The organism is Pirellulaceae bacterium (assembly GCA_019636385.1).
In the GTDB taxonomy this organism is placed as follows: Bacteria; Planctomycetota; Planctomycetia; order Pirellulales; family Pirellulaceae; genus Aureliella.
The window spans coordinates 1,281,477-1,298,010 of sequence record JAHBXT010000001.1 but is presented as its reverse complement, the minus strand read 5'-3'; the positions used below and the strand labels follow the sequence as shown (position 1 = coordinate 1,298,010).

Sequence of the window (16,534 nt, the reverse complement as noted above, 5' to 3'; positions counted from 1 at the left end):
CGCTGATCGAATGACATTTCAGCTCTCTTGGGAATTAAGAAACTCGTCTACCAGTTCGGCCAGCGCCACATCGGTCGGCTGCAATTTCTGCAACTTGGCTGCACGTTGCTCCAGCCAACTTAGGTCTGTCTGTGACTCCGATTGGTTGGATCCTGCGGAAGTCGCCAAACTCGGACCAATCACTTCGGTAACCGGCAGAGAGTGCAGCAGATAACGCTGGTTCTCCGAATGGTGCGAAACCTGGAAGTCGAAGGCCAGCGATCGAGTGTCCACCGCTGACGATGGACTTTCGCCTTCACCTCCGCCGGTGCCACCACCGGTACTGCGCCGGTTGAGTTCATTGATGACCAGCAGCGCATCGCGGGCGGTGATTCGATAATTGCCATCGACATCATAATAGGGTGGCGGTGGACCCAGCGAATCGACCAAAATCGGCTGACTGCGTGAATTCAGTAGATTGATGATCAACAGCGCGTCACGAGCCGTGATGCGGCCATTGGCATCAACGTCTAAATTGTTCACCGGGTTCTGATGCGTCGAAGGCAGAGGTGCATCGATGATCATCGTGACCGTGACCAATTGGCTTTGGAGCTGTCCGTCCGACGCGCGATAGGTGAAGCTATCGGTTTGTCGGGACGTGTCGTCGTGCCGATAGGTAAACGAGCCATTGGGGTTCAGCGTGAATTGTGACGCGTGCGCTGGACCGCTGACCAATATCGCCGTCAGTGGCGAACCTTCGGGGTCGGAATCGTTGGCCAGGACTCCCTGGGCGGCAGCTACCGTCAAGGTAGAGCCCTGAGGCACGCTGTAACTGTCGTCTCTTCCAATGGGCGGTTCGTTGACGTTGGTAACGGTCAGCGTCAGCGAATCGGTGACACTTAGCCCGGCCAGATCGGTTGCGCTGACCGTGATGACCGAGATGCCAAACTGATTGGCAATCAGGCTCATGTTCAGCACATTGCCACTTATTGACGGTGTGACCAACAGCGGATTGGAATTGGAGATGATGGCAAAGGTCAGTTGGTCGCCATTGGTGGCTACATCGGGATCAAAGAAGCGACTGGGGCTGAGCGTGATACTGGGCACCAAAGAATTCTTGTTAACCGTCAGACTGCCCAAGGGATTCACCACGCGCGGAGCATCATTGACGGGACTGACGGTCAGTGTGAGCGTGTCTTGCGCCTTCAAACCAGCCAAATCTTCCGCCTCGACCACGACCAGTGCCTGCCCGTTTTGATCCTGTAACGTCGCGATTTGCAGTAGGCCGGCCGATACCGAAACATTGACCAGCGTGGGAGCGTTGTTGCTAATTAAGCGATAAGTTAGCTGATCACCGGCCACCGCTATATCGGGATCATCAAACACACTGGCCAAGTCGATTGACATGGCCCCAGAATCTTCAGCGATCGTCAAGTTCCCCAAGGCCGTTTTGACAAACGGCGGATCGTTGATGTTATCAACCGTGACAGTCACGGTTCCGATGGCTCGCCGCGACATCAACGGACGGTTGGGATCGGTGCTAAAGTCTTCGATTTCATAGGTAAACGTGTCCGTACCAGCAAAATGCAACGGCGGTATGTAGCCAATGCTACTGGTTGCCGGAGTCCAGGTTACCAATCCGCCAGCGGCGCTGGTCGAGTTGACGCCGACCACGCGCACCGCCTGCCATAACTGTTCGTCGGCAGGACCGGGTGATGCCAATGAGGCCAGAGTCTGACCGCTGAGCGACAAATTGGTTGGTGCCGACGGACGGTTCTCTTGCATCTGCGTGCTAAACTGTCCCGGCAACGGCGGATCGTTCACATCCTGAACCGTTATCGTAACTGTGGCGGTGGAAGTCAGCGGTGCCGGAGCGCCAGCCGTGGTGCCATTATCGGTAATCGTGTACCAGAACGTGTCGACACCAGTGAAGTTGGTCGGCGGCGTGTAGGTAATCACGCCGGCCACCAATGTCACACTGCCGCCGCGCAGTGTGATCGCCTGAACTTGGGTGACGCTGATCGTTTGATCAGTTTCGTTGGGTCCGGCAGAATCGTTGGCTAACAATACCGACTGATTGACAGCCAGAGGCACATCTTCGTCGGTTTCCAGATTGTCTCCCACTGCTACCGGTGGATCGTTGACCTCAATCACGTTGATCGTGACAGTACCAATATTGTTGGAGTTCAACGTGCCGTCATTGACACGGTAGGTAAATAAATCCTGGCCGAAGTAGTTGCTGAGCGGATCATAAGTAAACGTACCGTCTGACCTCAATTCAAAAAATCGGGCATGGGCCGGACCTTGAATTAAGGTAACGCCCAAGGTATGACCATGAGGACTAACGTCATTGGCAGCCACACCATCGTCGTTACCAAACCCAGGTGTAATCTGTCCCGTAGCGTCGGTGGTCAGCAGCGCAGTATCCTCAAACACGTTATACAGATTGTGGACAGCTGTTGGAGGCGTGCCCGGAGCGATGAATATCCGGTAATCTTCCACTTCGCCATCGACGGCCAGTCCCGTGGGTGCCAGTGAACCGCGCGTGCTGGATCGGAAGCGAACGACCGACGGAGTCAATTGCGTGAGCGCTGGTGCCGAGGGTGGTACTGTGATGTGAAACGTTTGCGTCAAATTATCTGAAGTAAACACCACCGACTGCAGGATATATTCGCCTGGATCATTCCAGTCGCCATCGGCATTCCAGTCGAACCAGGCATCCGCAAATCCGGCGCTGGACAGGGTGACCGTTACGGCTGTTTGGAAGTGGCGGTTAAATAGGCCAGCAATTTGATAATTGGTGCCGAACGTCACGCCGTCGTCATTGCTGTCGGCGGAGGCGTCTGGACTGGGTTGACCATCGGGCTCCGCCGAGATATGGCTGCCCAGCAGGGCGCGATCACTTATCAAATGCCGCGCACCATTGTTGGCAAACAGCGTAGGGTAGCTGCCCAGCGTAGTGCTGAGAGGGTCGGGTGCGTCGCCAAAGTCCAGTTCGACACCCGGCATGAGAATGGTAAATCGCGTCTCATCATCCAGTTGATTCGTCTTCAAAAAATTACCGGTCAAATCAGCGACTCCGCGCAGGAAGTAGCTATCCAGTTCGGGGCTGATCGATCGGGCTCCCGAAACCAGCAGCGTTCCGCCACCGCGATCAATAGCCTCCAAAGTATTGCCGGTCGAAGTGTTGATCGCAGCAATCAGCGAGCGCTTCATGTCCTCTGACGTAAAGCTGGCATCGGGGATGAAGGTCACTCGATTGGCCCCGCCGGGTACTCCTGAGCGCACCAACGTCGGCGCCAGGCCGGTAACGATCGAGTGTCGCGCCGAGTCGTTCAATTGCAAGATGTTGCCTGGCAGGATCGTACTGGCCAGGCCCAGCCCAGCACCGTTGATGGCGGCTTGCATGCCGCTGATGATGCTTTGCGGAGTGCTATCGGGACCAAACAAAATGGCTCGATTGCCGCTGGTAAATCCATTGCTTAGCGAGACATCGTCGAACTCAAAGGTCACATTGGTCGTGCCAACACTGATGGTAAACCGTTCGCCGTCTGACACCAAGCCACGCGCGGTAGTTAAGCTGCTGGTGCGCTGCGCAAAAGCGCTATCAGGCACTCGCCCCAGGCTGACTCGGCCACCACTGATCGTCTGTGGTGCCAGACCGAGATTGGTAGTCAAGATGGCAGTGGTGATTGCTTGGGCGATTTCGGCAGCCGTACTGGTGTTTGAATAGCGCACCAACACGTTGCCAGTTTGAGCTGGGCCGCTGAAGTTATTGTCGAATTCGAAAATTACCGTTCGGCCATCGTTGGTCAAGCTGAACGTCGTTCCATCGGTGATGCCGCTGGCACCACTGGAGGGTACCTGCAAAAGCAATGGGCCGAACAACTCCAAACGCGTACTGGAACGTACGCCTGGACTCCCAAATAGTCCTAAATCGCTTGCCCCGCTGATGTCGATGCTGGTGGTCTCGTCGCCGCCGACCACGATGTTGCCCGATCCTACCAAGGTCGGAGTCAGTCCCAAGTCACTCCCCCGAATCGCTTGTACCATCCGGTTGGCTATCTGATTCTGCGAGTCGGTGGTGGTAATCGAGATGGGCACTCGGCCCGGAGTAAAGGCGGCGTCGGTGGTAAATTCAAAGGTCCGCGACTGACCTTGATGCGTGATCGTAAAGAACTGACCATCGCGTAGTGTCCGCGACGTTCCCACCACGGTCAGAGGTGACGTCCCAGCGTCAACCGATCCATCTTCGGGCAGACCCAGGTACAGCAGATCGTCGGCGACGATGGTTGGCACAAGACCTAGAGCGCTGCCGGCGATGGCCTGCTGCATCAAACTAGCCAATTCACGCAGCGATTGAGCTTCTGAAAAGTCGATACGCACGTTGCCGGATCCAACCACACCATCGGTGTCGAACTCGAATACCACAACACGCCGTCCATTGCTGAGCGTAAAGCTATGGCCGTCGCGCAGGATGCCTCGTAGGGCGTTGGCAGGGATTTCGAAGGCCAATGTACCGCGCGGCTGATCGACGATCGTGGCCGTAGTATTCAAACGTACGCCCGACTGAGCGCCCAGCGCAATACGGCCATCGCCTGCATCGGAAGCCGTCACACCGATAGCGGCTGAATTGATCGCACTTACCAATGCAGACAACACCGCCTGCTGGCTGGCACCGACGGTGATGGGAATAGCTCGGTTGCCGGCTAGGACGTTGGCGTTCGTATCGAATTCAAACGTCGTGCCGACAGCGCTCGTGTTGGTTATTGTCAGCCGTTGGCCGTCTGTCACGCCACCAAAGGCGGCGCCGGCCAGCGGTACCAACAAGTTTAGATTCTGTGGTACTTGCAGGCGAAACATACTATCGAATTCAAATACCACCACGCCGCCATTGTCGTCGATGATCGAGAACGTATCGCCATCGGAGACTTGATGACCGGCAGAAGCAGAAATGACGAATCGATCGCGATTGTTGATGACGATTTCGTATACATTGCCCTGCTTCCAGACCCCAGCCAACGGCGTCAGGATGATTTCATCGCTGGTCGTGTTATAAGCGAAACGATAGTCGAAGCCTTCTGTCAACATGCGGCCATTTTCCAGCAGCACGACCGCAGCCCCTGGTGCTCGCAAACCTTCGATAGTGCTACCCGTTACACTAGTATCGTCGATACCCATGCCAGCCAGCGGATTGCCCGGTTCGAACCCGTCTTTCAATTGAATCCGGAATTCTGGGTAAACACCAGAGGTCAATTGCACGACAGCGTCTGACGGATCTTGATCGACACCAGCCGAGTCATTGTCAATCGGGCTGAGCAGAATGGCTGCCGGTCCAATGGTATCCGAGCGATCCAAAGCACCGCGATCCTTAAACACATTCTGGCCTTGACCTTGAGGTGGCGCCACAGCCGGGTCGTCCACCCGCAACTGACCAAAAAGATCCAGCGCGGGCGCAATGACGGGAGAGACGGACAGTCCCACCGTGGTTTTGACGTTCGCCAAACCCGTGCGTTCGGGCAACGAGTCGATGGCGCTGTCGATCAGCGGTGATCCTGGCGCGGGCAGATAGTTGCCTGCTTGAGCATTCACAAATAGCCGAGTGCTGCCGGGAACAACTGTATTAAAGTCAGCCGCCGTGTTGGGCACATTGGTCGGAGAGACTTCGATGCCCGTCAAGAAGCGATTGATGGAACTGCTGGTTTCATGAAATTGGTAGATCGAACCAGCTAGGATCACCTGACCAGGCTTGATCGGCGTGTTGGGATTGTTGGTCCCGTAGGGTGCCGGACCATTAGTGATCGGAAATCTACGCGATTCTTCATTGATTACCGGTGTCTGCACATTGAAGAACACGTTGTTCAAGATCGTTGGACTGGCGCCGCGCGAAGCCAGAACACCTGTTTCTGGAATCAGTTGGTTGACGTTGTTTGGCGTGAAAACATCGGGACTGACCAGAACACTGCCGTTGCCTTCGATGTAGGCAGCATTTTTCACCACCACAAACTTCTCGGTCGTGCCATCGGCCAGGGAGGTCAGTGAGAGGGGTGCTGTCGATACTCGATCGTGGCCGATCCCGCGAGCCGAGTGAAGGGGTGGGACACCATCGTTGCGTCGCGGGAACATCCTCAGGCCTTGATTGACTTCCCAAAAGTCTCCGCTGATCAGGCGACGGATCTCCCTGTCGGGTACCGCGTTCGTGCCCAGCTCATCCACCTGTGACATCAGACGAAGCACTGCCGACAGATCACCTTGAATTGTATTGAGCGGTGCATCGAAAACACCGGCCATACCGCCCAACGCTCGGGCGTGCACGGCTGGCAGGGGGCTGGCTGTGCCAAAGGAGCCGTTAGGCAGTTGTTGACTATTTGGAATTGCCGGGTTGCCGGCATTGCCTTCATTGATTGCCTTGGCGATCGCCCGAGCCACATCCGGAAAACGCCAACTGGAGTCGATATTGACTGGCACGTGTGCGGGATCAGATGCAGGCCCGAGGCCAAAAACGAATTCGAAAGTCACTCCGGAAGAGCCCGAGCGTACATTGTCACTGATGCCATGAATCGTAAAGGTTTGGCCCTCGCTGTAGGCACTGGCATCTTGAGCCGTAATCACAAACTCTTGCAACGTTCTGGTGACGATCGTAATGCCGTACGGGCCTGTCGAGGTGCCGGGTAGCCGACCGGCTGTCGAGAGAGGATCGTAGGTCGTATTACCCACTGAACTGATAGCTGCGTAATACACCCCTGACTTGAGCGCGGTGAAATCGGCTACGGGATCACGCCCGATCCACGTTCCACCAGGTCCTTCATTGCCGCTGACCAAGACCGATTGTCCCAGGAAATTATTGAATGCTTGAGGGATTCCCTGACTATCAAAAATCTGCAATGCGGCCTGAAGACCGCTACCCGCCGAATCCAGATTGATAATGGCCCGTTCGCCTACCCCAAGTTTGAATTGAAACAAATCGACATCCGAGCTTGGAAGTCCGTTGGCCGAGGAGTCGCCGATGAGTCCCTGGCTGATATAAGCCACCGGATTTCCGCTGGTGCCTTGCCATGTTTGCACAGCCGTGGCGATGGTATCGTTAGGCTCGTTGAGCGCGGATCCGCCATTAAAGGCGGCACGGCCATCTTTGCCGATGATGGTATTATTAATAACCCGTGCATGCGGTTGTGGCGACGGACCGAGATCAAGTGTACGGATATCAAAAGGATTCGGGAACGTGCCGCCCCGGTTTAGAAACTGGATGTTGGTCACGCCCTCCAAATACAGCGCTGGGCGATTGAAATATTCGGGGTATCCAAAGCTCAAGGCTGTGCTGGGAGCTCCCGGATCTGGCCCCATCAAGCTTTCTGCGATGGTGGGCTTGATGATTTGGGTTGTTCCATTGGTGACAAAAATGCTGCCTAGAATGGAATCTCGCAGCGCATGCATGGTCTCCACAGCGTTCGTGGCAAACGCTTGAAGTTCACCACCTTGAGCCCGCAGGTAAAAAGAGCCGCCCATGTCGCGGTACCAAGCAATGGAGGAATCGGCGGCTACGCCGTTTCCTTCGACTTCCCCACTACCATATACAGGGCCGCCTGCTCCGCCACCGGCCATGTCTTCAAACTCAAATCTCAGTCGCGTGCGATCGGAGTCGATAAGCAACACATCTCCATCATCCAAGTAAAAACCGAAGTGAGTACCATCAGCATTGACAAATGGACTGTTATCCGAGCTGGACATTCTGCCGGTCAGCGGCGAAATCATCCAGATCGGGTTCTCGCCCGAAATATTCACTCCGCCCAGGCCGCCTTCCTCCAGCACGTTGTTTTGAATCACCACACCCGGCAACAAGCCGCCCATGGCACCGTCGTTGGCAACTGGCAGGTGGCGGACTGCTTGAGTGCCTACAATCGCAGGCTTGCGTTGCATCAACAGTGCCCTGGCGTTCGTGATCGCATCGCGTGGATCGAGCAGCCTGCCGGCGGGCTCGCTCCACACCCCATAATCTCGCGACTGGCGAATAAAGCTGTTTTGAATCAGCACCTGGCCTTGTTCGCGAGTGACATTGCGATCGCTGCGACCTTGAGTCTCCACAATCTGAATACGACCGGACAGGTTGGCTGAGCTAATGATTTTGACGCTGGCGTTTCCAAACAAATTCAGCCGAGGATCGCGTCCCAAAGTGCCGCTGGCGATGCCACTGGAGCTAGCTGCGCGAACAGCCAAACGCGACTGGACGGTCGAACTGTTGATGGCATCGCGGATCGTCCGGGCAACTACAAAGTCTTCATGGCTGGCATTGAATGGCACCGCAATATGCGCGGGATGGGAGACCGTGCCATTCTGGGTGAATTCAAAGACGACTACATTGCCGCCGGCGGAAACTGAAAACTGATCGCCAACCGTGATATTGGCACCACTAGGCGCGATGATACTCACGCCGTCCGCCAGCCGATCGTTGGTGTCGAATGAGCGAGTCAGCAGTGGTGCGCCGAATGCTTGTGATTGGAAGAAATTGTCACCCAGGCGCACTTCCAATTGATAGTTGCCAGTGGTAATTGCCGTCGACGGAACCGTCACGCGCGAGAAAGTTGAATTTGCTTCACCATTGGCAACTTGGGCTCCTGACGCCAGCTCGATATACACGTTTTGAACTAAACTAAAGCTCTGTTCATCGTCGCGCGTGCGAAATTCAATTCGCAAGCCTGGCTGATTCGCCCAGCGGTTTAGGCTGATCAGCCCCGTTTGGGGACCTTCGTTGACGAGTTCAACGACATTCGCATTGATCTCGTCGTCGACGGAAGTAGCAATTAGTATCTCAGCGCCACTCTGCGTAATGACATAGGCATCCAACTCGCCTTCAAAAATCTCATAGGCGAATGAGAGGGCCGGCGAGTCTACATTCGTGTACGTTTCCAATGAAAAAGTGCGCGTTGAACGCGTATCCAGCGGGCCCTGCAGGAATGCGGCGTTCAGCAAGATGGCTTCGGTGTCGGCTAAGCGACTTTCACCGCGCTCGGCAAAGCCGATAATGGTGCGATTGAGTACAGTGCCCGAGCCGGTGCTGCGGAACACCAGTTGTAGTCCGTCTTGACCTGCAAAATTTGCCAGCGAGAGTTTGGCTTGGCGATTAACCCCGGCAAGCAAAGTGGGGTTGATCCCGCCGCTGGTGCCAATGAGCGTCTCGGTGCCAGCAGAATTCCTGACAAACACCTGAAACGTACCAACCGAATGCGTGTACGTGAGATACACATTGGGTTGGTCCGCTGCTGAATACGCTCCCAGATTGAACGCAGCCGATACCAGGGCCTGGTTGGCCACGATGTTTTGTTGCGTCAAGAAATTGGTAACTACCGGAGCGGCGGCCGTAGTAATGCCCGGCTGATGCGCTGTATCAACAATTCGTCGTAGCGAGTTGATCGGCTGCAATGCGCCAGGGTTTTGTAAAATGGCACGCGGTTGAAGAGCGGTGGAGGATACGGATACTAGGTACGTACCGATGGGCAAGGCAATCGGTCCAATAAACGGATCGCGCGCACCTGCTGAGCCACGGGACAAATCTTGCAGGTCATTACCAGCTAGCGGTCGGGGTTGGTCATCTGCCACCTGACTATCGCCACTGGTATAGATCAAACGATACTGGAACCGTTGTGCGCTCGAGGCAATCAGAGAGTTGGCTACAAATGCAGACGTCTCTTGCTGGAAGATGTTTAAGGTTACGTCGGGACGATTCAGACCATCGGCATAGTCGATATCGAATACAACCGGCGCATACCCACCCGACTGTCCGGCTACCAGATTCTCTGGACGGACTTCGAACATGTAAAAATCTAGATCAAACGAGTTCGATAGATTGCCTGCTACGCTGATTGCGCCCTTGGCGGTACTGAGGATGTTGCCTAAATACTGCGGGCGATTACCAATTTCGGCATCTCCGAACTGCGGAACGCCTATAAAATTGCCAAAGCCAGGCAAGCGACCGTTTCCGGTAGCCACTCCATTGTTGGCAGTGGTGGCACCACTCTTGGTGGTCAAACTGCCGTCGCTATCGACGCTCTCGTCTTCAATGGCCTCACCGATCAGGGGCGATTCACCGGGCATGCCGCGCAGGTGGACGCCATTCATGGCGTAACGTATGTCAGCGTAGTTGACGGTCGAACCGGCCCACTCCTGGGCTTCGCGCAGGCGAACTTGAACTTGATAGGCTCCGGCGCTCAAACCCGCGCCTACTTCGGACACATCCTGCCCGCGACTGCGCACCCGGAAATAAAAGGTGCTCCGCGCGCCGGCAGTTCCAGGCAATCGTACCTTCAGGCCCGGATCGTTGATGTTGATCGTGCCATCCTCTTTGAGCAACCCTGAAATGTTGGTGCGCTGCTGGCCGGGACGCGCATTGAGCGGAGCGACGTAGCTGGCCGGGATCAAGCCGGTGGTAAAAATGCCCAACTGGCCTTCGGATTCCAGCGTGCTGCTAGTGCTGCGGGCCAGTAGATTACCTTGCGCATCAAGTAACTCCAAAATCATATCCATATCGTGCCGAGTGTAGTCCACGTCCAACCACACCTCGCTGCCAGACACCCCAGTAAAACTGTAGACATCCACATCTTCTGGCTGACTGAGAACGCCTTCGACCACCAACCCCAAACGCAAGTTCTCGTTGCCACCGGACGTACTGCCCGCCAAATCTCCCAGCACCTGAGCTGTGGCCGTGGTCGCATTGGAGCCAGGTGCCGCTGCCCGGGGGCTCTCCGCTTCCAAAACGATGGCCACGTTGCGATCGTTGGCATATTGGTCGATCAGTACGCCGCGCCAATCAGCCGCTTGCGGAATGGAACCGATGCCATCGTTGTTGGTGTCAGTTTGCGGGGCACCGTCGGGCCGTTGGCCCGCCCCCACACTGTCGTCTTTCAAGCTGGTCAGGATCACTGGATAAGCAGGATGTCCGACGATATGTAGCGTGCCGCCCACGCGGTCCGGTGCCGACGTCAACTGGCCATTGGCGGTGATGCCAGCCCCCATATTGCGATTGAAATTCGAGCCATAACCGTCGAATTTGACCACCAAAGATTCGGTCGGAGAACTTTGTAGCCGCAAGCCACCCGAGTGCTGAATGTTGCCGGTAAAGATGGGACCACGGACCACATGCACGATATCGGTGTCATCCCACACGCTGCCGACAGTCAGCGTGCCACTACGGATTTCTAATCCATTCAGATCATTGCCCTGGGCGCGATTGTTGCGAATCAGCGGACCACGATTCGCAATGAAACTCACGTCACGATCGGCAGCTCCGGTTTGTCGGCCAGCGTCGCGGATGATTTCGTCGGTCAAGCTATTGACGTCGATGCGCATGATGCTGCCGGCGTTGTCGACAAATGTATTGCCGATAAGGGTGGGCTGCGCACCGCGAACAAAGATGGTGGCCGGTGAATTGCTCAATCGACCGTGTCGCGTCCCCGGACCTTGCCCGCCCATGCCATCAGCGTTGTGAGTGAAGGTCGAATTGGCGATGCGCGCATCGGCTTGCTGAACCTCGATGGTGTTGAACGCGCGGAACGTTCCTTCCAGTCTGGTCACGCCGCCAGCATACGATACCCGGCTGTGATCCATGCTCAGTCGCGATGTGGGAGCCACATATATGCCGCCCCAGTCGCCGGGGCTGGCCAAAGTCTGTGATCCATTGTTGTTGGTATCAAACGTTCCACCGGCGCCGATGGTGTCATCCATGCGACTGGTAAAATAGATGGGCAGACCATCCACGCCTTCGGCGATGATGTTGGCACCCATCTGAGCCTCAATGCGCGCCGCTTCCATCTTCAGCACAATCCCGGGATCAATTACCAGCGACGCGCTCAAGCGCGGGGTCTTGATTGGATTGACTTGCGTGTTGTCCAGAAAAGCTCCACCCAAGGCCCCGACAATGATCAGATTCTCAGTCAGCACGTGAACGATATCGGTATCATTCAGTCGGGCTGGCACGGTCAGCGTGCGCGGCGTCCCATCGACTGGCGTTTCCACGCTGATGAACAGAGCGTTGATCGAATTATTGGTCAGTCGGTTGCCATGAATACTGGGACCAACGCGATCGTAGTCACTGGTAAACGCACCGGCCGCCTGATAGCGAGGTTCGTTGAAAGTCGTCTCTTCTAAGGCACTGGGATCGGCGCTGATGGCGGCGCTAGAGGCATAGCGAATTGAATTGTTGGTGATGGTCGGCCGATTGGCCAGGATGTGCACCGGGTTGATGACCTGCTGGACCGAGTCGATGTTGACGATCCCGCCACCGTAGCGAATATCAGCATAATTGATATTTCGGAGGAAGATGGCTTCGTCTTCCAGGTCTCCGCGACCTGCCGAACGATCTACGTCGCGGCGAAGCATAATTCCGCCCCAGTCGCCGGGTGCTGGAGTAGTCGTGGGGGTGTAATTGTCCAAGCCGATTCGTTCATCCAGCCAGGATGTGAAGTACACTTGGCCACCGGCCAGGCTGCCGTCGGCGCTGCGCAGCGGATTGCCATTTGCGTTCAACAGGACAGGTGTTCCCAGAATTTGCAGGACCGCTCCGTTGCGGTCGATGTTCAGATTGCTACTACCGGCCTGAATGGCAGCTTGTCGCAACTTGAAGACCGCTCCAGCATCCACCATGGTGATCACACCTTTGGGGATGTCCATTGTCAGTCCATCGGACAACGTCGAACCAGCCAGCACACCGCGACCGATTTCGTAGGCAAAATTGTTCTCGACGGTGGCCACGTTATTGTCCGTACCGCCGTTGGCAACAATCCGCACGATGTCACCCGGCAGTGCCGCCGCAAAGGCATTGGCCGCAGTCGCTGAGATATTGTTGAATGGTTTGGCCAAGCTGCCATCGGCGTTTGGTCCAGCTGCCTTGTCGACGAAGATCATGCGATTGCCGACTGTGATCACATTCAACTGCTGTAACTGAACATTCAGGGCAATGGATCGTTCGCCGGACAGCATCATGCCTATTCCGTTGGCGCTGGCGGTAACACCCAATTCGGTGCGCGCGTTAATGGCATTGGCCACTGCGGTTGCCAGCCCTGCGGCTGTAGTGTTGTTGTCATAGCCGATTCGGATTCTCCCAGGTGCCACACTCAGGTCGCTGGAGAACTCGAATACACGCTGCGTGCCGTTAGCACCGACGATCGTCACCGTATGCCCCTCAAGCGCTGCCGAACCACCGGCGTTAAAAGTTAGCGTGCGATTGAGCGGTCGAGTTTGGAACCAGAAGTCATAGGTACCACCGGGCGAGCCGTCCAAATTGCCATCCAGGCCCATGGAACGATCACCCGCAAATTGGCCAGATGTATCTTGCAGCGTATCGCTGGGATTGACTCCGGCGCGAAAGTCTAATCGCAGTTCGTAATCGCCTTGCGTGCGACCGCCAAAGCCGCTGTCCTGGACCGAACCGTTGTATTGGTTGTTACCGCTGGCACTGACGCCGATGTAGTACACGCCCGAACCCAACGTCTGACGAATCAGCGAATCGCGGCTGAAATAGTCGTCGTTTTGCGCGATCAGTTCAAAGCTTCCGCCCACTAGGCGAACTGGGTTCTGTGTCAGTTGTCTTCCACCGACCCTGGTCGCCGCGTTGCCCGACATCAGCCGTGCTTTTACCAATCGACTGGCCTCAGGCGAGCCAGCGATGGCGTCTAATATCTCTTGTACTGTCGTTTCAGAATCTTGGGTCGAGTTCAAGTCGATGCTGATGGCGTTATCCGAGACCAGTATTCCCGGTAGCGTACCGGCACCCAATTCGGATTGTGTAAAGAAGACTTGAAACTGATTGCCCAGAGCACCCGGTCGCAGCGATTCAAATTCCACCAGCAGACCACCTACGTTGAACGTAGTTTGCCCCATCGCGTTCCGCTCGCGATACAGTTGCAGCAGGGTGTCCAGCTGGCTGCTATCAGCCAAACGTTGTGCGTACGTTTCCGCTACGAAGCTCCCCACCCGATCGGCCGCGCCCAGGTTGATCTCGAAGCGGTAGAAGTCGATGTCGGTGCTATCGGGACGATGAATATACTGGGCATGCAAGATGTCCTGATTGCCCGGAAATACCGGTTCGTACCGCTCGTCGTTGGCGTTCAGTTGAGCGTCGTTGCCATCGATCAGCGGATCATTGCCCGCCAGAAAGATCGGATCGAAGCGCATCAATTCGCTGTTCGCCAAGTCGCCGCCGTTGGCTAGTCCCAACACCAGACCGACCGACGCCGCCATCACGCGCGAAAAATTCTCGCCGTATTGATTGCTCCATGGGCGGCCTGCCGCCGGTTCGGCCGACAGCACAATCAGCGAACTATTAAAGGCCGGGTCGACGCGCACGCTACCCGGCTGTGCCAGTGTCGTATTAGGCGCAGTACCAACTTGTATCAATGGCAGCGTTACCTGCCGCGTGTTCGGCACCACGTTCAAGCTATTAAAGGCCCCCACGGCGATCGTCAGTCCCAAATCAACTGTTTCGACGAATTGCACGCCGACGTACCGAGACCACAGCGACAGGATTTCTCGAGCCCGCTGCTTCTGCAGATCGTTGATGGAATTGGTCAGCGGAGTCCCAGACAAGTTCTGCGCATACTGACTGCGGAAGTTATAAAAAATCGTCTTCACGCCATCGGTTGCGTCAGCTCCAAAGGCAGGATTGATGTGATCTTCGAAATTATCGAGCAGTCCCTGCAGCATGCGGCGATGCCCCGGATCCGAGCTATCTCCCAACAGGTCCAGTAGCAGCGGCTTGGGGTCAATCGATGACGACAGGATCAGGCTCGTCTGCGCCAGCGATGCTGAACCGATTTGGCCTAGGTTCAGGCTGGTGTCGAACGTGCTGCCCATGCCCACCAGCGTGATTGGTGAATTTGACAAGCTGGTTCCACCAATCACCGTAGCCAAACTGCCGCTGGCCAGCTCGACCCGAATCAGGGCCGCAGCTTGCGCCGAACCTTCCAGTAAGTCTTTCAATTCCCCGGCTGTCAGATTGCTGCGGCCGAGATCGACTTGAATCGTTCGGCCTACCACATTGACCGTCGGATTGCCACTCAGGCTATTGGTGAACTCAAGCCGAATGCCGTTGCCAGCCTCGCCTGCCTGTTTGGCCGTGAACCGCATTTGCACACCACTACTGCCCGTATTCAGGTCGGTGATCGCTGTAGCAGCCGCATCCATGCGAACGGGAGCGATGGGCTGAGTTTCACGCGTGCCAATCCGCAGACGATAAGTTACCGGTCCATGGCCGGCCCCCACCAGATCATTCAAATCGCCTGCGAACTTGAGTGTCGCCGTGTTGGTCAACGCGTTGTACTGCACCGACTGCGGACGCAGGTACTCGTCGTCGGTGTTACGTACCGTATCCCGAGTGAATATCAACTGATAAAACTCTGGATTCTCTACAGAGCGACTCGTAGGAGTGCCATTTGGTCCATTTTCGACCAGCATCTTATCGGAATCAAAGTAGACAATAATCGTGTCGCGCTGCTGCTGCAGTTGAGTGCCCACTCGCACCACCGGTTGAGGCACAACGGCGGTGACTTGTGGACCCAAATCCAGCCGAAAATGGATCGTATCCTGGCGAGTTCCAGCCCGAGTGGGCTGGAACAGGTCTCCAGAACCAGGACCGGCCGGACCGACATTGCGCAGGCCCACAATGTTCCGCGCAGGATCGTCGAAGCCGAACACGTCGATGCGATACAGGTCGTCCTTGAGCGCCTCGGCAAAACGCAAGGTCACTTCATTTTCATTGGGGCTGCTGCCGACCAGCACGGCCCCCGGCGCAATGACTCGGTCGTGTGACGTGTCCACACGGATCGGAGAATAGCTGGCGGGATCAGCATGGCCCAGAGTAGCCGTTGCCAGACCACCCTTGAGCCGTGCGCTGAGACGACCGGCAAGCTGAGGTGAACTGTTGATTGCTTGAATCAACTGGTTGGCGGTAGTTCGCGCGGTACCGTTCGTGTTCAGTGTGACAGTGAGCGTGTTGCCGTTGACGGCTAACGTCGGCGGCGCGGCGTTGCCTAAGTTACTGCCAGCGACAACCACGTTCCAGGACTGACCTAACGATTCACTGGTTAGTTGAATACTGGCTGTACCATGGCTACCGAAATCGCTCTCAGCCGTCGCATGGTCGAACCGGCCATCGCCACCGGCTGCCGTCAGTCGAATTCCGGCTAACGTGCTGGTGTCGATCTTCTGGACATCATCGAAGCGGAAGACGAGTTCGCGCGGTGCTGAGTCTCGGACCGCACCTTCCATCAACAGGTCGCTATTATTGGGCTGGATGCCAATTAACTGAGGACCAATCGCCAACAGTTGTCGAGGTTCCAACTGTTCGGCCAGCAACTGCCGAACCTGATGCCGCGCGGCCTGACGCCGGACGGATCTGCGCGAAACATCTGAGCTTAGCGCTCTGTTTGTTGACGCAGGAGCCGACGGTCTTGTAATTCGCTTGCGATTGGCCATTAAAACTTACCTGACATGAGTAGAATGCCCACTGGCCGAAGGAAGGGTTTCTGCGCAACAAAGGCGGCATCGCCGTCGCAGAACGGCGACGATT

Annotated in this window: 1 protein-coding gene; it reads right to left on the bottom strand. The window is 56.2% G+C overall.

The genetic code is table 11. The features are described from left to right. Nucleotides 1–18 precede the first annotated feature (18 nt). Nucleotides 19–16,440 (bottom strand): tandem-95 repeat protein, encoded by a 16,422-nt coding sequence (locus KF752_04880; GenBank protein MBX3420874.1) that lies wholly within the window; start codon nucleotides 16,438–16,440, stop codon nucleotides 19–21. Nucleotides 16,441–16,534: the final 94 nt, after the last annotated feature.